This window comes from Microbispora sp. KK1-11 (assembly GCF_006874435.1).
Taxonomy (GTDB): domain Bacteria; phylum Actinomycetota; class Actinomycetes; order Streptosporangiales; family Streptosporangiaceae; genus Microbispora; species Microbispora catharanthi.
Genome location: NZ_VIRJ01000024.1, coordinates 64,007 through 83,621 on the forward strand (window position 1 = coordinate 64,007; position 19,615 = coordinate 83,621).

A 19,615-nucleotide genomic window follows, 5' to 3' on the forward strand; every position below is an offset into this window, starting at 1 on the left:
TCACTCCTCGTCCGGGCGGGCGCCCGGCGCAGCGTTTCCGGTGGGCGCGTCCGGCGCGACGTGCCCGGTCCTCCCGGGCTCGTCCGGCTCGCCGCCGCCCCGATCGCCACCCTGATCGCCGTCCTGGTCACCCGCGGGCGGGTCGCCGCGCAGGGCGGTGACGATCTGGGTGAACTCCTCGGCGAAGGCCGCGCCGCCGCCTTCGGTGCGGGTCAATCCTCCCACCGTGACCGTCCCGTCCTTCACCCGCACCCAAACGCGGCGGCGGCGGACCGTGAGGGACAGCACGAGCCCGATCACCGCGGCGGCCGCGGCCAGCAGGGCGGGCTCCCGGCCCGGGTCGTAGGTGATCTGGAGGCTGATCCACTCCTTGACGCCGGTGAACTGGATCTTCCCCGCGCCGTCGGCGAGCTCCTTGGTCCCGCCCACGTTGAGCGGGGTCGGCTGCGCCGACATCTTGCCGAGCGGCTTCAGGTTCGTGGTGTCGAGCTGGTACACCGACTGCGGCTGCCCCGACTTCAGGCCGAGGTCGCCGGCGAACGGGAAGACCTGCACGGTCGGGTTCGCGGCCCCCGGGAAGATCGAGACCCAGGCGTCGCCGTTCGGCACGGTGGTGGGCAGGAAGCGCGCCAGGAATCCGAGCTGGGTCGGCTGGGCGTCCGGCACCTTGATCACGCACTCGGACGTGTACGTGGCCTGGTCGTCGGCCAGGCACGGCACCGGGCCGTCGTAGGCCACCTGGCCCTTGCCGTCGGTCACCCGGAACGTGGGGGCGTAGCCGTGCCCGATCAGGTAGGTCAGCGTGCCGTTCACGTCCAGCGGGTCGTTGACCTTGAGGTCCACCTCGCGCGGCGCGGCCGTCGGCGAGTCCTGCACGGTCAGCTTGGCGAGGTAGTCGAGCGGCTGGCCCTGCTTCTCCCCCGCGGCGACGTAGCTGGCCTGGAAGTCCTTCAGGGTGAAGGAGAACGGCTCGAGCGACTCGGCGGTGACCCGGCTGCCGGGCATGAAGCGGTCGTATGCGGCCACGGCGTTGGAGAAGCCGTCGCCCTCCACCACCAGCACGTTGCCGCGGTAGCCGAACAGGCCCCCGGCGCCGACGGCGAACAGCAGCACGAGCAGCGCGACGTGGAACAGCAGGTTGCCCGTCTCGCGGAGGTAGCCCTTCTCGGCCGACACCCAGCCGTCGCCGGTGACCACCCGGAACCGCCTGCGCCTGAGCGTGGCGGCGGCCTGCTCCAGCGTGAGCCCGCCCTCGAACGCCTCGCTGTGCGGCAGGCGCAGGAGGTTGCGCGGCGCGGCCGGCGGGCGGCGCCGGATCTCCTTGACGTGCGTCAGCGCGCGCGGGAACACGCACCCGGCCAGCGAGATGAACAGCAGCAGGTAGATCGCGGCGAACCAGGGCGAGCTGAAGACGTCGAACAGCCAGAACCGGTCGAGCCACTTCGCCTGGGTCGGGTTGTCCTTGAAATACTGCGCGACCCTGCCCGGATCGACGCTCCGCTGCGGGTAGATGGACCCGGGGACCGAGCCGAGCGCGAACAGGAACAGCAGGATCAGGGCCGTGCGCATCGAGGTGAGCGTGCGCCAGGTCCAGCGCATCCATCCGACGGGGCCCAGGCCGACGGGCTTCGTCCGCTCCTGCGCCTGCCGCTCGGCCTGCTCCTGTGCCTGCTCCTCGGCCGCGGGCTCGTCGCGTACGGCGGAGGCGAGGTCGTCGGGGGCGCCCATCAGATCACCGGCCTGAAGCCGCCGACCCACACCTGCAGGTGGACGATGATCTCCGACCACTGCCCGGTCACGAGCAGCACGCCGACGGCCACGAGCATCGCGCCGCCGACCTTGGTGATCAGCGGGGTGTGGCGGCGCACGGCCTTGAACGTGTGGAGCGCCTTGCGGTAGGCCAGCCCCGCCAGCACGAACGGCAGGCCGAGGCCCAGCGCGTACGCGAAGGCGAGGGCGGCGCCGCGCAGCGCGCTGCCCTGGTTCACCGAGAGCGTCATCACCACCGCCAGCGTCGGGCCGATACAGGGCGTCCAGCCGAGGCCGAAGACGACCCCGAGCAGCGGGGCCGTCGCGATCCCGGCCGAGGGAAGCCGATGGATGCGCACGTCACGCTGGAGACCGGGGACGATCCCCACGAAGGCCAGCCCGAGCACGATCGTCACCACGCCGAGGACCCTGGTGATCACGTCGGCGTTGCCGTGCAGCGCCGCGCCGAGGCCGCCGAACAGCGCGCCCCCCAGCACGAACACGGCCGCGAACCCGAGCACGAAGAGCGCGCTCCCGAGCACCATCCGGCCCCGCTTCGGGTCGCCGCTCATGCCCGTGACGTACGACAGGTAGCCGGGGACCAGCGGCAGCACGCACGGCGAGACGAACGACACGAGCCCGGCGACCGCCGCGATCGGCGCGGCCAGCAGCAGCGACCCGGTCGCGACGGTGCTGCCGAGGTCACTCATCGGTCACCTTGGTGACGGCCGACAGCAGGTCGTCGTACTTGACCGCGCCGAGCGCGCGGGCGGCGATGCGGCCCTGGGCGTCGATGATCAGCGTGGAGGGGATGGCTGCGGGCGGCACCGTGCCCTGGAACTGCAGCAGCACCTTGCCGCTCTGGTCGTAGATGCTCGGGTAGCCGGGCTTGACCGCCCGGTCGTACGCCTGCGCGGACGCCTCGAGGTCCTTGAAGTTGACGCCGAGGAACTCCACGCCCTTGGACTTGGTGGTCGCCGCGATGTCCTTGAGCGTGGGCGCCTCTGCCCGGCAGGGCGCGCACCAGGAGGCCCAGAAGTTCAGCACGTGGACCTTGCCCGCGGTCAGCGAGGCCGTGCCGCCGTCGAGGGTCTGCCCCTCGATCGCGGGCGCCTTGTGACGCTGCGCGGCGGCGAAGAACTCGACCCGGCCGTCCCCCGCGACGAAGCGCGTGTCGCCGGAGCGGGGCTGGGCCGCCTGGCCGCCCGCGCAGCCGGCGAGGGCCGTCGCGGCCACGGCCGCGGCGACGAGCGCGGTCAGGCGCTTGGCGGTGGCGCGGTTGACGGTCACGCGGTTGGCGGACAGGCGCTTGGCGGACACGGGAGGAGGATCTCCTTGTACTACAACCGGTAGAGCTGTAAGCCTACCGACCGATGAGGGTGCCCCGTTCGCCGGGTCACATGCCGGAGACGGATCGCGGCCCGGGTGTCTCCTCGTCCTCCGAGCCCGCCCGAAGGGCCTCAGGGAGCGCCTCGTCGGCCTTGTCGAACAGCGCGGCCTCACCCTGGGGCGGCGTACCGGCCCTGAGCAGCGCCCCCGCGGGCTCGCTGTAGCCGACGCTGATGAGCCGATCGCCCTCGAAGGTCAGGCTGGTGAGGCTGGCGAGCGCGCACTGGCGGCGGCGCGGGTCGTGCCACAGCCGCCTGCCCTCGGCAGCCAGCCGGATGATCCAGATGGGCAGCTGGTGGCTGACGAGCAGCGCCTCGTGGCCGCGCGCCGCCGCCCGCGCGTCGTCCACGACCGCCTTCATGCGCGCCACGACCGCGGTGTACGGCTCGCCCCAGGAGGGACGGAACGGGTTCCTGAAGTGGCGGTAGGAGCGGGGGTCGCGGAAGACGTTGTCGCTCCCGGTCATCCGCAGGCCCTCGAAGACGTTGCCCGCCTCGGTCAGCCGTTCGTCGGTCGCCACGTCCAGGCCGAGGACCTGGGCGGCCGGCGCCGCGGTCTCCTGGGCGCGCTCCATGGGCGAGCTCCACAGCGCGACGATGTCCCTGCCCTCGACGGCCTTGGCGACCACCTCGGCCATGCGGCGGCCGGTCTCGGACAGGTGGTAGCCCGGCAGCCTGCCGTAGAGGACCCCACGGGGATTGTGAACCTCACCGTGCCGGAGCAGGTGAACGATGGTCATCTCTGTCATGACCTGGACAGCCTACCCGCCAGGCAGCTCTGAGCACGCGGTGCGCAGCGCGTCGGCAGCAGAGCGCAGCGCGTCGGCGGCGGCGCGGATCGCGGGGCGCCGGGCGGCGTCGGTCCGCCAGACCGCGTAGATGCGCCGCACCGGCGGCGGCTGGACGGCCAGGACGGCGACGCCCTCGGGCAGCGGTCCCCGGCCCAGCCGGGGGATGAGCGCGCAGCCGTGGCCCTCGGCGACCAGCGCGAGCTGGGTGGGGTACTCGTCGGCCATGCAGACGATCCGCGGCTCGCGCTCCTCGGAACGCAGCAGGAACACCAGGAAGTCGTGACACACCGTGCCGGGGGTCGAGCTGATCCAGTTGTCGCCGGCGAGGTCGCTCAGCCGCACCCTGTCGGCGTTCACCAGGGGGTGGTCGGCCGGCACGACGACGTCGGCCACGTCGTCGAGCAGCGCCGTGCGCGACAGGCCCTCGGGCAGCGCCATCGGCCGGTTGAGCCAGTCCTGCAGGACGGCGAGGTCGACGTCGCCGCGTGCCAGCTCGCGGATCTGCCGCTCCGGCTCCCTCTCGTAGACGAGCAGGTCGAGATCGGGATGCTGCCTCTTGAGCGTGGTCAGGGCGCGCGGCACGATGCCCCGGGCCGCGGTGGGGAAGGCGGCCATGGTCAGCTTGCCGACCACCGCCCCGCGCAACGCCTCGAAGTCGGCCTCCGCCGTCTCCACGAGCGCGAGGATGCGCTCGGCGTGCTCGGCGAGCAGCCCGGCGGCGTCGGTCAGCTTGACGCCACGCCCGTTGCGCTCGATCAGGACGGCGCCGGTCTCCCGTTCGAGCTTCGCGAGCTGCTGGGAGATCGCCGAAGGGGTGACCATCAGCGCCTCGGCCGCCGCGCCCACGGAGCCGTAGACCGATACGGCGTGCAAGGCCTTCAACCGGTTCAGGTCCAACATGTAGACAGTCTAAACCGTCCTCCTTAGAAAAACTTGTTTGCGCTCAACTGTTTAGCAATGCGACGATATAGCCATGCGAATCTTCAACAAGCTCTTCACGAAGCCCTCCCGTTCCGAGCAGACCTCCTATCTGGAGACCCTGGCGAGGCAGGCCAGGCAGACCCGCGAGCGCCGTCCCTCGCACTGATCTCCCGCTGATCCATGCGCCCCCGCCACCTGGCCCTCGCCGTCGCGCTCGCCGCCGTCTGGGGCTTCACCTTCGTCGTGATGCAGACGGGCCTGAAGCACTACCCGCCGCTGACGTACGCCGCACTCCGGTTCCTGCTGGCCGCCTTCCCCGCCGTACTGGTGATCGGAGGGCCGCGCGTGCCCTGGCGGTGGGTGCTGGCCACCGGCGCGTCGCTGGGCGTCGCCCAGTACGGCCTGCTCCTACTGGGAATGCGCGCCGGGATGCCCGCCGGGCTGACCTCTTTGGTCGTCCAGGTGCAGGCCGTGTTCACCACGCTGTTCGCGACCGCGCTGCTGGGCGAACGGCTCGGCCCTCGGCGGATCGCCGGGATGGCGGTGGCCTTCGGCGGCCTCGGCCTGATCGCGGCCGGCGTCGCCGCGAGGTCGGGGGCGATCCCCTTCGGGGCGTTCCTGCTGTGCGTCGGCGCGGCGGCCGGGTGGGGGCTCGGCAACGTCGCCACCCGCAAGGCCGCGCCGCCCGATTCCCTGCGCTTCATGGTCTGGGTCAGCGCGGTCTCGGCGCCGCCCCTCCTGGTGCTTTCCCTGGTGACCGAGGGATCGTCCTCGCTGACGTCGTTCACGGCGGAGGGCGTGGGGGCCGTGCTCTACACCGCGTTCCTGTCCACCCTCGGCGGCTTCGCCGTGTGGGGGTGGCTGCTGGCGCGCTACGACGCCTCGGTGGTCGCGCCGTACAGTCTGCTCGTGCCGTTCTTCGGCATCGCCTCCGCCGCGCTGTTCACCGGAGAGCCGATCTCCCCTCTCACGATCGCCGCGGGCGCCCTCATCCTCGCCGGCCTCCTGCTCGCCAACTCACGCCCCCGTACGGCTCCCGCGACGGTCATCCCAGGCGGGCCGGAGGTGGCGGCGTCCATCGGGCCGTCGCCGGGCCAATGCCGTACTGGGGCTTGAGTTCCTGCGGGACCGCGTAGTGCATGACGCGCCCGCGGGTCAGCGACGACAGCTCCAGCATCGTCACCAGATGCCCCAGCCGGTCGGCCAGCTGCGCCGCCCAGGGCCCGCGGTCCTCGAAGCTCTCCAACGCGCGCAGCAGCGCGGGCGCGACCTTGATGACGGAGTCCCAGCGGGAGCGGGGGACCTCCAGCCAGTCGGCCGCGGTGTCGCCGACAAGGAAGCGGATGAGAGCGGGCACCACCGGGTCCAGCAGCCTTCCCGGCACGACCTGCTCGTACATCTCGATCAACTGCCGGATCAGGTGCGCGCCTTCGGGTGACGGCCCCATGTGGCGCACCATGTACCGGTCGGAGAACTCCCGGGCCGCCGGCAGATCCGGGGGGATGTCCGCAGGATCGCAGCCGAGGATCGCCCCCACGACCCGCCAGGCGTAGTAGTACGCCTCGGCCCCGTCCGTCGTGATGTGGACGCCCATGCGGTGCAGCGCGTCCAGGACCTGCAGGCTGAACATCATCAGCCCGCCGAGCATGTCCTCCTGGCAGATCGGAACCGGCTCGGGCCACCTGTCCTCCCGCTTGAGGTGACGGCGGATGGAGGCGTGCAGCAGTCGCACCTTCTGTGCGGCGGGCAGGAACCTGCCGCCGGCCTCGAACGCCTCGGGCTGCATCAGATAGACGGTGAACTGACCGGTCTCGGCCATCCGCCGCGAGGGGTAGGCCAGCGAATGCGTCGCCGACAGCAGCCTGGCCACGTGCGGGACGACGTAGCACGCCGGCATGGCCGCGAACGACAGCGCGGTGGAGATGTGCACGTCGTTGTCGACGCCGCTCGGTTCACCAGACACCACAGAAAGTGATATCAGCCGAACCTTCGCCCCGTCCGGCGAATCCCCCACCGCTCGACACGGCCTCACACACCCACCGGCTCTCCCCTCGCCGTGCGGATCAGGAGACAATGTGCGTGGGCTACGAGATTGAGTGGAATGGCTACCGTGAGTGACGAGGATGACACTAAAGTGCACGACGTGAGCAGCGCACTCGAGTACTGGCCGGCGCCGCCTCCCTGGGGGTGGAGCGCGGACGACCTCGATCATCTGCCTTCGGAGGGCCCGAACGGCGAGCCCGACTTCTTCAAACGTGTCGAGCTGATCGATGGAGCACTTGTCTTCATGTCCCCCCAGCGGCGATTCCACCAGAGCCTCATCCGCGGCTTGAACGAACGTCTCAACGCTCAGTCCCCAGCGCACCTGACCGCCGTCGACCAGATGGACGTCAAGCTGGGCTCTCGGACGCGTCCGTGCCCGGATCTGATGGTCATCGACGCCGAGGCCGCAGCGGACATGAACCGTACCTACTACGAAGCGCGGGAGGTCCATCTCGTGATCGAGATCGTCTCCCCCGAGTCGGTGGAGCGCGACCGCAAACTCAAGCCGCTGCGGTATGCCGAGGCGGGCATCCCGCACTTCTGGCGGGTGGAGGAGAGCGACGGGCGTCCCGTCGTCTACGTGTACGAACGGGACCCCGCCACGGGCGCGTACACGCCGACCGGGATCCACCACGGGCACCTGGCGGTGCAGGTGCCCTTCCCGTTCGAGGTGGATCTCGACCAGCTGGTGAAGTGAGTCAGACCCCGGCGGCCTGGGCGGCGGCCTTGGCGGCCAGGGGCAGGGCCTCGGCGACCTGGGTGAGCGCCGCGTCGTCGTGGGCGGCCGACAGGAACCACGCCTCGTACGCCGACGGCGGCAGATAGACGCCCTGGTCGAGCATGCTGTGGAAGAACGCGCGGTACGCGTCGGTGTTCTGCGTCCTGGCCGAGTCGAAGTCGGTGACCGGGGCGTCGGTGAAGAAGATCGAGAACAGGTTCCCGGCCCGCTGGAGGCGGTGCGGGACCCCGGCGGCGGCCAGCGCGTCGGAGGCGGCCCTGCCGATGACCAGCGCGGACGCGTCGATCCTGTCGTAGACGTCGTCGTCGCAGGCGCGCAGCGTGGCCAGCCCGGCCGCGCAGGCGAGCGGGTTGCCCGACAGCGTGCCGGCCTGGTAGACGGGCCCCTCGGGGGCGAGGGCTGCCATGACCTCGGCCCGCCCACCGAACGCCGCGGCGGGCAGACCGCCGCCCATGACCTTGCCGAACGTCATGAGGTCGGCCTCGACGGGGTCGATGCCGTACCAGCCGGAGGCGGACACGCGGAACCCGGTCAGCACCTCGTCGATGATCAGCAGCGCGCCGTGCTCGGTGCACAGCTCGCGCAGGCGCCGGTTGAAGCCGTCGGCGGGCGGCACGACGCCCATGTTCGCCGGGCACGCCTCGGTGATCACGCAGGCGATCTCGAACGTGCGGAACGCCTCCTCGACCGCCTCGACCGAGTTGTACGGCAGGACGATCGTGTCGGCCGCCGAGGCACCGGTGACGCCGGGGGTGTCGGGCAGGCCGAAGGTGACGACCCCGGACCCGGCCGAGGCGAGCAGCGCGTCCACGTGCCCGTGGTAGCAGCCGGCGAACTTCACGACCTTCGCCCGCCCGGTGAAGCCGCGGGCCAGCCGTACGGCGGACATGGTGGCCTCGGTGCCGGAGCTGACCAGGCGGACCTTCTCGACGGGGGCCACCCGGGAGACGATCTCCTCGGCGAGCAGGACCTCGCCCTCGGTCGCGGTGCCGAACGAGAAGCCGCGCGCGACGGCCTCCTCCAGGGCCTCCACGACGGCGGGGTGGCGGTGGCCGAGGATCATCGGGCCCCAGGAGCACACCAGGTCGACGTAGCGGTTGCCGTCCACGTCGGTGATGTACGGCCCTTCACCGGAGGCCATGAAGCGGGGCGTGCCGCCCACGGCGCCGAAGGCGCGCACCGGCGAGTTGACGCCGCCAGGAACGATCCGGCGGGCGCGGTCGAACAGGTCCTCGGAGGTCTGCGTGCGAGTCACGCCCTCCAGATTACGGGCCCACCCACGCGGGGCCCCTACCGGGAACGGGGAGCGTCTCGTGATCTTTTGCCGTAGCGAGGATCGGCCAGATGGATGCATCGCAAGGCCGAGGAGGAGCCCATAGCGGAGCTATGGGCGACGACGAGAACGTGGCGAGGCGCCATCCGGGCGACCGCAGTAGGCGAGAAAGATCACGGGACGCGACCTACTCGCAGAAGTCGGCGAGCAGGTCGAGCACGCGCAGCGGGTCGGGCAGCGGACGCCCGTCGGGGGGCCTGATCCAGCTCACGACCCCGCCCGTGGGCGTGGTGGACGGCGGCGCGAGCACGTAGCTGTCCCGGCAGTGCCAGCGCAGCCCCGGCGTGCTGTCGATCGTCTCGGGCCCCGCGTCCAGGCTGCAGGACCACCACTCGTCCTCGTCCTCGGGCGCCCCACGCGTCGCCACGAAAAAAAGCACCCGGTCGCCGTTCTCGGCGACCGGGCCCGTGTCGAAGCCTGCGGCGTCCATGGCGGCCAGGGCGGGGCGGCCCGCCGAGGCCGGTACGTCGAACACGTCGAACACCCTGCCGGTGGGCAGGATCACGTTCGCGTCCGGATCCTGTTTCCACCACCGCGTGAGCAGCGCCGTGTCCGTCGTGGCCTGCATCTGCCACGCGGGCGACAGCGGGTGCATCCCGGGGTCGGGACAGCCGACCCGGTCACAGGAGCACGCCCTGCCTCCCTCGCTCAGCGGGTGGGCGCCCATACAGCTCGCCCAGCCCAACTGCGCGTACTCGAGCACCGACGTCATCTTGCGCGGCGCGTGATGCGCACGCCGTTTCGCACGTCGGGCCAGCGGTACCCCCACCATGGCGCTCCTCCCCACAAGCGTCACACCCGCTGCCCTCCTGCGATACGCAAGATGCTCGCGGTACGTACCTGATAATGCCTTCTGCCCGATCGCGGTGCGGCAGGACCCCCCTGATGAGGTGTCAGGATAGTCCGCGGGCGACCTCGGTGGCCCAGTAAGTGAGGATCATGTCGGCACCGGCGCGGCGGATCGCGATCAGCGACTCCATGATCACCCGCTCCCGGTCGATCCAGCCGTTGGCCGCCGCCGCCTCGACCATCGCGTACTCGCCGCTGACCTGGTAGGCCGCGACCGGAACCTCGACGGTGTCGCGCACCTGCCGGAGGATGTCGAGGTAGGCCAGGGCGGGCTTGACCATGACGGCGTCCGCGCCCTCGGCCAGGTCGAGGCGCACCTCGCGCAGCGCCTCGCCGATAGGACCGGCCGGGTCCTGCTGGTAGGCGCTGCGGTCGCCGAACTGCGGCGCGCACTCCGCGGCGTCGCGGAACGGCCCGTAGAACCCGGAGGCGTACTTGGCGGCGTACGCCAGGATCGGGATCTCGGCGAAGCCGTTGGCGTCGAGGGCCGCCCGGATGGCGCCCACCTGGCCGTCCATCATGCCGCTCGGCGCGATCATCCTGGATCCGGCCGCCGCCTGCGCGACCGCCGCCGACGCGTACCGCTCCAGCGTCGCGTCGTTGTCCACCTCGCCGTCGGCCGTCAGCAGGCCGCAGTGGCCGTGGTCGGTGTACTCGTCCAGGCAGGTGTCGGTCATCAGCACCAGCGCGTCGCCCAGGTCGGAGGCGAGGTCGCGCAGCGCCACCTGGACGATGCCGTCCGGGTCGTCGGCGCCCGAACCCCGGGCGTCCTTGTGCGCGGGGATCCCGAACAGGATGATCCCGCCCACGCCGGCCTCGGCCGCCTCGTGGGCCGCCTTGCGCAGCGACTCGCGCGTGTGCTGGACGACCCCGGGCATGGAGCCCACCGGCTGCGGCTCGGCGATGCCCTCCTTGACGAACACCGGCAGGATGAGCTCGGCCGGGTGCAGCCGCGTCCCCGCGACCATCCGGCGCATCGCGGCGGTACGGCGCAGCCGCCGGGGCCGCGCCACCGGGTATTGGGCGTTCACAATGGTCTCCCCGCTCCGGATCAACGCCGGCCCGCCGGATGTCTGTCCCCGGCGGGCCGTATGCGAATCAGTTCATTTCACGCGTCGCCGCGCGCCCCTGCGCATCTGGGACGGACGACGGGGCACCTCGCCCGCCGAGACGGCGGCGTGCCGCATCTTGGCACCATAGTCCGCCAGCGCTGCGGCGAGAGCCGAAGCGGACGGCTTGTCGGCCATCACGTCGACCCGCAGGCCGAACTCCTCGGCCGTCTTCGCCGTCTGCGGACCGATGACCGCGATCACCGTGACGTTGTGCGGCTTTCCTGCGATGCCGACGAGGTTCCGCACGGTCGAGGACGAGGTGAACAGCACGGCGTCGAACCCGCCGCCCTTGATCGCCTCGCGGATCGGGGCGGGCGGCGGCGCGGCCCGCACGGTCCTGTAGGCCGTCACGTCGTCGCACTCCCAGCCGAGCTGGGTCAGCCCCGCCACCAGCGTCTCGGTCGCGATGTCGGCCCGCGGCAGCAGCACCCGGTTGATCGGGTCGAGCATCGAGTCGTACGGCGGCCACTCGGCCAGCAGGCCCTCGGACGACTGCTCGCCCGTCGGCATGAGGTCGGGCTTCACGCCGAACTCCACCAGCGCACGCGAGGTGGCCTCGCCCACGGCGGCGACCTTGAGCCCGGCGAACGCGCGGGCGTCCAGGCCGTACTCCTCGAACTTCTCGCGCACCGCCTTGACCGCGTTGGCGCTGGTGAAGGCGACCCACTCGTAGCGGCCGGTCACCAGGCCCTTGATGGCGCGGTCCATCTGCTGCGGCGTGCGCGGCGGCTCGACGGAGATCGTCGGGACCTCCTCGGGCACCGCGCCGTACGAGCGCAGCTGCTCCGACAGCCCCTTGGACTGCTCCTTGGTGCGCGGCACGAGCACCCGCCAGCCGAACAGCGACTTGGTCTCGAACCACGACAGGCGGTCGCGCATGCCGACGGCGTCGCCCACCACGACCAGCGCGGGCTCGGTCATCCCGGCGTGCTTGAGGTCGGGACCGAGCCGCCCGAGCGTGGACACCACCGTGTACTGCTCGGTGGTCGTGCCGTCGCTGGTCACCGCCACCGGCGTCGAGTCGGGCTTGCCGCCCGCGATCAGCGCCTTGCTGATCGGGACCGCGTCCGCGACGCCGTTGTAGATCACCAGCGTGCCCTCGCACGCGGCGTGCTTGGCCCAGTCGTCCACCTGCGCGGCGTCCACGATGCGGAACTCCGGCACCGACGCCGCCGGCGGGATGCCGGCGTACGTCAGCACGGCCGTGGCCGGCGGCACGCCGGGCACGATCTCGAAGTCCACGTCCGCCTTGGCGCAGGCGGCCACCTCGTCGGTGACCGACGAGAAGAAGGACGGGTCGCCCGAGCACAGCCGCACGACCGTGCGGCCCGCCTTGGCGGCCTGGATGGTCTTCAGCGACACCGAGTTCTCCGCCGCGTCGGCGGAGATGTCCACGACTTCGGCGTCCTCGCGGCAGTGGCGCAGCAGCGAGCCGTACGCCTGCCGGTCGAGCACGACGACGTCCGCCCTGCCCAGCAGGTCGGCGCCGCGCAACGTGAGCAGGTTCTCGTCACCGGGGCCGGCGCCGACGAAGGCGACGAACCCGGACCGGGTCTGCGTGCTGTGATTCGCGGGGCTCAACGGGCCTGCTCCCCCATCAACGTGTCGGCCCCCTCGGCGATCATGGCTGCCGCGAGTTCGCGGCCCATCTCCACGGCCGTCGTAGAGGGTCCGGAGGCGGACTTGCGCACCGACCGTGCGCCGTCGACGGCGACGACGGTGGCGGTCAGATTGAGAATGTGCCCGTCACCGGAGGCGAAAGCACCTACCGGGGCCGCGCAACCGGCCTCGAGGGCGGCGAGCACCGAGCGCTCGGCGTCCACGGCGGCCCGCGTCGGCGGGTCGTCGACGGCGCGCAGCAGCTCGATGAGATCGTCACGGTCGGCCAGGCACTCGACGGCGAGGGCGCCCTGCCCGGGAGCGGGCAGCATCTCGTCGACCTCGAACACCTGGGCGATCTCCCCGTCCCGGCGGATCCTGACCAGCCCTGCGGCGGCCAGCACGATGGCGTCGAGCTCGCCCGACGTCACCTTGCCGATGCGGGTGTCCGCGTTTCCCCTGATGGGGACGTAGTCGAGATCCGGCCGGAGCAGGCGCAGCTGGGCCACCCGGCGCGGTGAGCCGGTGCCGATGCGGGCGCCGGCGGGCAGGTCGTGCAGCTTGACCGGGCCGACGAGCGCGTCGCGCGGGTCGTCCCGCCGCGTGATCGCGGCCATCGCGATCCGCTCGTCCGGCTTGGTCGGCAGGTCCTTCAGCGAGTGGACCGCGAAGTCGACCTCGCCGGCGAGCAGCCGGCCGCGCAGGTCGTTGACGAACACGCCGGTGCCGCCGAGCTGGGTCAGGTGGGCCCGGGACACGTCGCCGAACGTGGTGACGCCGACGAGCTCCACCTCCCGGCCGGTCAGGGCGGTCAGCCGGTCGGCGACGATCTGCGACTGCGAGGTCGCCATCAGGCTCTTGCGGGTGCCGAGCCGCAGGGGGACGGTCACTGTTCCACCTCCAGGCTCGCAACGACTTCGGGCGTCTTCGGGTCGAGGCCGAACAGCTCGCGCAGCGCCTCCGCGTACTGGTCGCCGCCCGGGGATGCGGCCAGTCGCTTGACCCGTACGGTCGGCTCGTGGAGCAGCTTGTCCACGACCCGCCGTACAGTCTGGGTGATCTCGTCGCGCATCCGCCCGTCGATATCCGGCAGACGGGATAGCAGCCGGCCCATCTCCGCCTCGACCACCCCGGCGGCCTTGCTGCGCAGGGCCACGACCGTGGGGGTGACGAGCGCGGCGCGCGCGGCGTCGAGGTAGGCGGCGACCTCCTCGGCCACGATGCGCCTGACCTCGCAGATCGCCTCGGCCCTGCCGCCGTCGGAGACGTCGTCGCCCACGCCGTCCTGCTGCATCGACTCCAGGTCGACCAGCGTCACGCCGGGCAGGTCCCGTACGCCGGGGTCCACGTCGTGGGGCAGCGCGATGTCGAGGACGAACAGCGGCCTGTCGCGGTCCCCGATCGTCTCCGCGGTGATCGTGCGGGTTCCCGCGCCGACGCAGGAGATGACGAGGTCGGCCTCCGCCAGCTCGGCGGGGACGTCGGCCAGGTCCGCGGCCCGCCCGCCGACCGTCTCCGCGAGCCGCTCCGCCCGCTCACGGGTGCGGTTGGCGATGACGATGTCGGTCACGCCGGCGCGGGACAGCGTCGCGGCGGACAGCGAGCTCATCGAGCCGGCGCCCACGACCAGGGCCCGCCTGCCGGTGATCGGGCCGAGCACCCGCTCTGCGAGCGTCAGCCCCACCCCGACCAGCGACGCGCCGGCCCGGTCGATGCCCGTGTCGGCGTGCGCGCGCTTGCCCACGCGCAGCGCGTGCTGGGCCAGCTCGTTGAGCGTGGTCCCGGCCGTGCCCTCCTCCTGCGCCAGGCGCAGCGCCGTCCGGATCTGGCCGAGGATCTGCCCCTCGCCGATCACCATGGAGTCGAGCCCGCAGGCGACGGTGAACAGGTGCTGGACCGCCCGGTCCTCGTAGTGCACGTACAGGTGCCGCGCGAGCATCTCCTGCGGCAGGCCCGAGTGCGCGGCGAGCATGTTCGTCACCGCGGTGACGCCGCCGTGGAACCGGTCGACCACGGCGTAGACCTCGACGCGGTTGCACGTCGAGACGACCAGCGCCTCGGACACGTTCTCGTCGGACTGCACGTCGTGCAGCAGCTTGACGAGGGCGTCCCCGCTGACCGTGACACGTTCGAGCAGCGCGACCGGTGTGGTCCGGTGGCTCAGGCCGACGACGAGGACACTCATGAGCTCGCTCCGATCGATGGCTCACTCACATGACCACCCCGTCCGGCCACTCCTCGGCCATGATGGGCCCTCCATTAGCCTTGCGCTGCTCGTGGAACGCAAGTATCTGCAGTTCGATGGATAAATCGACTTTACGGACATCCACGCCGTCAGGCACAGCCAAGACGACGGGGGCGAAATTCAAAATACTGGTGACACCGGCCGCGATGACACGGTCGCAGACCTGCTGCGCCGCCGTGGCGGGGGTGGCGATCACCACGATCGAGACTCCGCGCTTCTTGATCACCGACTCCAGCTCGTCGGCGTGCTCGACGACGAGACCCGCGATGCGGTCGCCCACGACGTGCGGATCCGCGTCCAGCAGGCCCGCGATCCGGAACCCGCGGGAGGCGAACCCGCCGTAGTTGGCCAGCGCCCGGCCGAGGTTTCCCACGCCGACGATGGCCACGGCCCAGTCCTGAGTGAGACCAAGCTCACGCGAGATCTGGTAGATGAGGTACTGCACGTCGTAGCCCACGCCCCGGGTGCCGTACGACCCCAGGTGGGACAGGTCCTTGCGGAGCTTCGCGGAGTTCACCCCGGCGGCGAGCGCGAGATCCTCCGAGCTCACCGTCGCCGTGCCCCGTTCGGCCATCCCGTTGAGTGCGCGCAGATAGAGCGGCAACCTCGCCACCGTGGCGTCGGGGATGCCGCGGTCGCGGGCCTGCGGGATTCGGCGGATCACTTGCCGGGGCTCCAGGGGGACGGACGGCCGGTTGCGCCCCCGGCCGCACAGCGGTTGCGACGGATGAGTACCAGGTTAGTGCCTTTGTGAAGCTATGCACAAAGTCGATCGTGCGCGGCTTCCCTCGTACCCAAGGGTCCCAGGAGGGGGCGGCGGTCTCCATTCCGGGCCGGAGGGATCGCGATAATCGAGAGCATGGCCCCTCGAGACCACCGGATCACGCTGCTCGGCAAGCCCGGCTGCCACCTCTGCGACGACGCCCGCGCCGTGATCGAGCGCGTTGCCGCGGAGCTGGGCGTCCCCTGGGAGGAACGCGACATCACCACGTCGCCGGAGGACCAGGCCGAGTACTGGGAGATGATCCCCGTCATCCTGATCGACGGCGTGCAGCACGACTACTGGCGGGTCAACGAGAACCGCCTCCGCGAGGCCCTGCAGCGCTGAAGCCGAGGCCGGAGTCGATGCGGCCACCCTGATCCGGCTGCGGTCTCGCTTCTGCCCCTGCCCGCGGCGGCGCCCGAGATCACCGTACGCCACCTGCTCCAGCACACGAGCGGCCCGCCCGGCTATCTGGCGCTGCTGAGCACGCCGCCGCCCTGCGGCGGGGTGCTCTGGGGCCACAGCGGCGACATGCTCGGCTTCAGGACCAGCGGCGGGGCGACCCTCGACGGCAGGCAGACAACGGTGATGACCAACCTCTACCGCATCGACGGCGTCCGCAACGCCGACCTCGACGCGGTGGTCACCACCGCCCTGTGGAGACCCCGTCATGATCGAGCGGGCCTGCGTCTAGAGGATCTGGCGGGTGGGCAGGGGGACCACCTTGGCGGCGTTGACGCTGAGCTCGATCACGTTGGCCGCCAGCACGTACCTCACCCGCTCGGTCGCGAACCGCTCCATGTGCGGCTGCCGCTGGTGCTCGCCGTAGCCGACCTCGTCCCGGTAGAGCTCGTAGACGATGCGCTGGAGCGGGGCCGACTTGACCGCGTGACAGACGAACAGCAGCGTGTCGGGCTCGTTGCGCTGGACGGCCTCGACCGTCTCCTCCGCCAGCTTGTCGAACGCCTCGCCCGAACCGTCGAGCAGCGTGAAGACGGTCAGCAGGCCATAGATGCCGGGGGCCGGTTTCACCGAGCCGCCCTGACCCGCGGGCCGGCCCGCCTGCTGCGGCGCCTGCCGGTCCTCCTGCCCGCCGCCCTGGCGGCTCACGGCCGGGCGGGACCTGCCGCCGAAGCCCACACCGAAGCTCGCCGCGAGATCGGCCGGGTCGGGGACCTCCGCCCCCGGATAGAGGGCCCCCGTGGCGGGCATCGCCCGGTCGGGCTCGGCCGGAGACGCCGCGGGCATGCCGTACTCGGGCCGGCGGGGCTGGCCGTACTGGTCCGCGGCGAGAAGCTGGCCGGTCGCGGGCCCGCCGAACTCGTCGCCGGGCGCGGGGCCGTCCGAGGGCCGCATGCGGGCGGCGTAGTCGACCTCGCCCTGCTCTCCCGCCCGGTATTCGGCCACCAGGTCGCCGAGCCCGGAACGGCGCGGCGCCCCCGGACCCCCAGCTCCCGGAACCCCGGCCGCTCCCGGCATCCCGGGGGGAACCGCGCCCGGTCCTGCGGGGCGGCCGCCCGGAGCTCCACGCGGCGGCCCGGGCGGCCCGGAGGGCGCAGAGGGCACGCGGGTCTCGGCCCGCAGGGCGCTGTCGGCGCGGCCGCCGCGGCGCCCCTGCCACTCCTCCTCCGGGGCCTCGTCGTCCTCGCTCTCGTCGTCGTACGGCGCGAGCGGCCGGGCCACGGCGTACCAGACGCCTCCGGCGGAGGCGGCCAGCACCGCGACGACGACCAGGCCCGGGAGCCCGAACTCGAGCACACCCGAGATCACCATTCCCGCCGGGGCGAGCACGACGGTCGCGTTCATGTTGTCGACGTCGTACTCGTCGCCGTCCCGCCAGGCCATCACCGCCATGGCGAGGCACAGCAGGAGCATGAAGACCACCAGGCCGTGGACGCCCCGCAGCAGCCACTCCGGCCAGAGATCCCAATGGGTCGGCCCGTCGGGCAGCGACTTGCCGAAGCCGGCGGTGACGACGGGGTCGAGCACCATGATCACCGTGCCCACGACCGTCAGCGCGGCGCCGAGGAGCCAGCCGGCGAAACGGGCGCCGCCCTTCTCCGCGAGGAGCTGGATGACGCCGATCGCCAGCCAGAGCGGCGCCAGCAGCGAGCCGGTGATCTGGTAGACCCGGAACGTCACGGGCCCGAATCCGGTGAGGTGGCCGACGGCTATGGCGCCGAGCGACAGCGCAAGCGCGCCCGTGGCGATGCTCCAGGCGATCAGCCAACCGGCCGGCTCGTCACGGAGACGCCCGACGAGGACGCCGGTGGTGATGCCGGCGAGCAGTGCGCCGGCGAACGCGAGGAGAGCGACGAGGACTTCCATGGTGGCACCCATGCTGCCGGACATCGGCTTCCCACCGGTAGCCGGTCACCCTGTCCGGGAATGTCACCACCCGCGTCTGCACTCCTGAAGTGGATTCCTCCACCCGAACGGATTGTGTTATCTCCCGTTGATTTCTAGAGTGTTCGAGCACGCCGACTCCCCTTCCCCCATGGGATAACGGATGCCGAACACGTGGCCGTTGACCGGGCTTTCCCCTCCGGTCGCAGCAGGAGCAGCGCAACCCGCGCGTTCCGCCGATCTCTCCGATCGGGAGCACGAGCACGACGAGATGCGAAGCCTCGTGCTGCGCGCCAAGACCGGCGACAGCGAGGCGTTCGGCGTGCTCTACGACCACTACCTGGAGCTGGTCTACCGGTACGTCTACTTCCGGGTCGGCAGCCACGCGCTGGCCGAGGACCTGACGAGCGAGACGTTCCTGCGGGCGCTGCGGGGCATCGCCGAGTTCACCTGGCAGGGCCGCGACTTCGGCGCCTGGCTCGTCACGATCGCCCGCAACCTCGTCACCGACCACTACAAGTCGGGCCGCAACCGCCTCGAGGTGACCACCGCCGAGATACTCGACACGCCTCTGGACGGCCCGCACATCCCCGAGAACGCGGTCGTCACGAACATGGTCAACGAGCGCGTGATGCAGGCGATCAAGCAACTCGGCGCGGAGCAGCAGGAATGCGTGATCCTGCGCTTCCTGCACGGGATGTCGCTCGCGGAGACGGCGGTGATCATGGGCAAGAAGGCCGGGGCGATCAAGGCGCTCCAATTCCGGGCGATCAGGGCGCTCGCCCGGGCGCTCCCCGACGATCTCGGCTGAGACCCCCCGTAACCATTACCCATACCCCATCGTTGGGCATGTGGCAGGTCGGATCTTCAGGCGGATTTCGCGGGCCGGCCGGGAGGTGACGAACGCTTCCCGAGGCCCCCGCGAGCAGATCTCCGCTGGGCGTCAAGCGGGGGATGGCGGGAGCGGTGATGGGCTGGTGGCGACCCTCGCGTCGCGCGGGCGGCCGATCGTCGGCCCGCACCCGCAAGGACGCCGGTCACCGCTTCCCGCTGCGCGGCCGGTCGTCGGCCCGCATCCGCGGGATCGCCGCACGCGTGGCCGGCCTCCGCTCCCTGCTGGGCGGCGGCCCGCGACCGGAGTTCCGCGAGAGGCTGCGGGCCGAGCTGATGCGGGCCCATGCCGCCGAGCGCGCCGCGGGCAGGCACACGGCGGGAAGGCACGCGGCGCCCCCCGCCACACCTCCGCGGCCCCGGCCCCGCCGGTCCCTGCTCGTACGGCTGCGCCCCCTGCTGGTGTTCTGCGTGCTGCTGGCGGGGATGTTCGGCACCGGTGTGCGCACCTACCACGCCGTGCCCGGAGAGGTGCTGTACCCGCTGAAGAGGATGGCCGAGTCGACGGTGCTCGACCTCGCGTACGACGAGGAGGAGCTGGCGCAGCGGCAGATGGTCGCGGCGCGGCAGCGGGCGGCCGAGACCGCCTCCCTGCTGGACACGTCGACCCCGGAGCGCCGCCGGCTCATCGGGCAGACGCTCGACGACATGGAGACGACCACCAGGGCCGCGCTGGGCCGGGTGGCGCGGCAGGGGCGCGCCGACGGCGAGGCGCGCGAGTTCGCCCGTGAGCAGCGCAATCTCGTGGAGCCGCTGCTGCCGAAGCTCGACCGGGAAAATCGCGACAAGGCCAACCAATACCTGAGTTATATCGAGTCGTTCACCGGTTCCGGACGTTGACACGTC

Annotated in this window: 18 protein-coding genes and 1 pseudogene; 5 read left to right on the plus strand and 14 right to left on the minus strand. The window is 71.7% G+C overall.

The window, feature by feature from the left end; translation table 11 throughout:
• From FLW16_RS29110 to FLW16_RS29130, 5 genes and pseudogenes are all read right to left on the minus strand, one after another.
• Positions 1-1,728 (minus strand): cytochrome c biogenesis protein ResB, encoded by a 1,728-nt coding sequence (locus FLW16_RS29110; RefSeq protein WP_142563331.1) that lies wholly within the window; start codon positions 1,726-1,728, stop codon positions 1-3.
• On the minus strand, positions 1,728-2,459 hold the full coding sequence (locus FLW16_RS29115) for a cytochrome c biogenesis CcdA family protein (RefSeq protein ID WP_142563332.1): 732 nt from the start codon (positions 2,457-2,459) through the stop codon (positions 1,728-1,730). The genes FLW16_RS29110 and FLW16_RS29115 overlap by 1 nt, the downstream gene beginning before the upstream one ends.
• On the minus strand, positions 2,452-3,069 hold the full coding sequence (locus FLW16_RS29120; protein WP_260615679.1) for a TlpA disulfide reductase family protein: 618 nt from the start codon (positions 3,067-3,069) through the stop codon (positions 2,452-2,454). The genes FLW16_RS29115 and FLW16_RS29120 overlap by 8 nt, the downstream gene beginning before the upstream one ends.
• A 214-nt stretch (positions 3,070-3,283) precedes the next feature.
• Positions 3,284-3,886 (minus strand): annotated as a pseudogene (locus FLW16_RS29125) (histidine phosphatase family protein); the annotation flags it as partial.
• Positions 3,887-3,898: 12 nt separating this feature from the next.
• Positions 3,899-4,828: a LysR family transcriptional regulator gene (locus FLW16_RS29130; protein WP_142563334.1), complete on the minus strand. Its 930-nt coding sequence runs from the start codon at positions 4,826-4,828 to the stop codon at positions 3,899-3,901.
• Between the two features lie 201 nt (positions 4,829-5,029).
• Here FLW16_RS29130 and FLW16_RS29135 point away from each other — a divergent pair, with 201 nt between their 5' ends.
• Complete coding sequence (locus tag FLW16_RS29135; protein WP_142563335.1) at positions 5,030-5,965, plus strand: EamA family transporter; 936 nt, start codon at positions 5,030-5,032, stop codon at positions 5,963-5,965.
• Here FLW16_RS29135 and FLW16_RS29140 read toward each other — a convergent pair.
• Positions 5,895-6,812 carry an oxygenase MpaB family protein gene (locus tag FLW16_RS29140; protein ID WP_260615681.1) on the minus strand — a complete coding sequence of 306 codons (918 nt, stop codon included), beginning with the start codon at positions 6,810-6,812 and terminating at the stop codon, positions 5,895-5,897. The genes FLW16_RS29135 and FLW16_RS29140 overlap by 71 nt on opposite strands.
• Positions 6,813-6,992: 180 nt before the next feature.
• Here FLW16_RS29140 and FLW16_RS29145 point away from each other — a divergent pair, with 180 nt between their 5' ends.
• Complete coding sequence (locus tag FLW16_RS29145) at positions 6,993-7,589, plus strand: Uma2 family endonuclease (RefSeq protein ID WP_260615682.1); 597 nt, start codon at positions 6,993-6,995, stop codon at positions 7,587-7,589.
• A 1-nt stretch (position 7,590) separates the two neighbouring features.
• On the opposite strand, the gene hemL is transcribed toward FLW16_RS29145, so the two are convergent.
• The 7 genes from hemL to FLW16_RS29180 form a co-directional block, all read right to left on the minus strand.
• Positions 7,591-8,886 carry a glutamate-1-semialdehyde 2,1-aminomutase gene (hemL, locus tag FLW16_RS29150; RefSeq protein WP_260615683.1) on the minus strand — a complete coding sequence of 432 codons (1,296 nt, stop codon included), beginning with the start codon at positions 8,884-8,886 and terminating at the stop codon, positions 7,591-7,593.
• A gap of 205 nt (positions 8,887-9,091) precedes the next feature.
• Entirely contained in the window at positions 9,092-9,736 is a 645-nt protein-coding gene (locus tag FLW16_RS29155; RefSeq protein ID WP_142563339.1) for a bifunctional DNA primase/polymerase, read from the minus strand.
• A gap of 121 nt (positions 9,737-9,857) precedes the next feature.
• Positions 9,858-10,844 (minus strand): porphobilinogen synthase, encoded by a 987-nt coding sequence (gene hemB / locus FLW16_RS29160; RefSeq protein WP_142563340.1) that lies wholly within the window; start codon positions 10,842-10,844, stop codon positions 9,858-9,860.
• A 72-nt stretch (positions 10,845-10,916) separates the two neighbouring features.
• Positions 10,917-12,506, minus strand: a complete 1,590-nt coding sequence (locus tag FLW16_RS29165; protein WP_142563341.1) for a uroporphyrinogen-III synthase — start codon at positions 12,504-12,506, stop codon at positions 10,917-10,919.
• Positions 12,503-13,375, minus strand: a complete 873-nt coding sequence (gene hemC, locus FLW16_RS29170; RefSeq protein ID WP_396686830.1) for a hydroxymethylbilane synthase — start codon at positions 13,373-13,375, stop codon at positions 12,503-12,505. Before hemC ends, FLW16_RS29165 begins: the two co-directional genes overlap by 4 nt.
• Positions 13,376-13,410: 35 nt before the next feature.
• A complete protein-coding gene (locus FLW16_RS29175; RefSeq protein ID WP_142563343.1) occupies positions 13,411-14,709 on the minus strand; it encodes a glutamyl-tRNA reductase in 1,299 nt (432 codons plus the stop codon).
• Between the two features lie 25 nt (positions 14,710-14,734).
• The gene (locus tag FLW16_RS29180; RefSeq protein ID WP_079315542.1) at positions 14,735-15,433 is read right to left on the minus strand and encodes a redox-sensing transcriptional repressor Rex; all 699 of its coding nucleotides are present in this window, start codon (positions 15,431-15,433) and stop codon (positions 14,735-14,737) included.
• A 195-nt stretch (positions 15,434-15,628) separates the two neighbouring features.
• Between FLW16_RS29180 and FLW16_RS29185 the strand changes: the two genes are divergently transcribed.
• The gene (locus FLW16_RS29185; protein ID WP_142563344.1) at positions 15,629-15,877 is read left to right on the plus strand and encodes a glutaredoxin family protein; all 249 of its coding nucleotides are present in this window, start codon (positions 15,629-15,631) and stop codon (positions 15,875-15,877) included.
• A gap of 345 nt (positions 15,878-16,222) precedes the next feature.
• Here the strand turns inward: FLW16_RS29185 and FLW16_RS29190 are convergent, their stop codons facing one another.
• Complete coding sequence (locus tag FLW16_RS29190) at positions 16,223-17,860, minus strand: hypothetical protein (RefSeq protein WP_142563345.1); 1,638 nt, start codon at positions 17,858-17,860, stop codon at positions 16,223-16,225.
• 289 nt (positions 17,861-18,149) lie between these two features.
• On the opposite strand from FLW16_RS29190, the gene FLW16_RS29195 reads away from it, so the two are divergent.
• Together FLW16_RS29195 and FLW16_RS29200 are read left to right on the plus strand one after the other, a co-directional pair.
• The gene (locus FLW16_RS29195) at positions 18,150-18,689 is read left to right on the plus strand and encodes a sigma-70 family RNA polymerase sigma factor (protein ID WP_260615685.1); all 540 of its coding nucleotides are present in this window, start codon (positions 18,150-18,152) and stop codon (positions 18,687-18,689) included.
• Positions 18,690-18,847: 158 nt separating this feature from the next.
• Positions 18,848-19,609 (plus strand): DUF5667 domain-containing protein, encoded by a 762-nt coding sequence (locus tag FLW16_RS29200; protein WP_142563347.1) that lies wholly within the window; start codon positions 18,848-18,850, stop codon positions 19,607-19,609.
• Positions 19,610-19,615 lie beyond the last annotated feature (6 nt).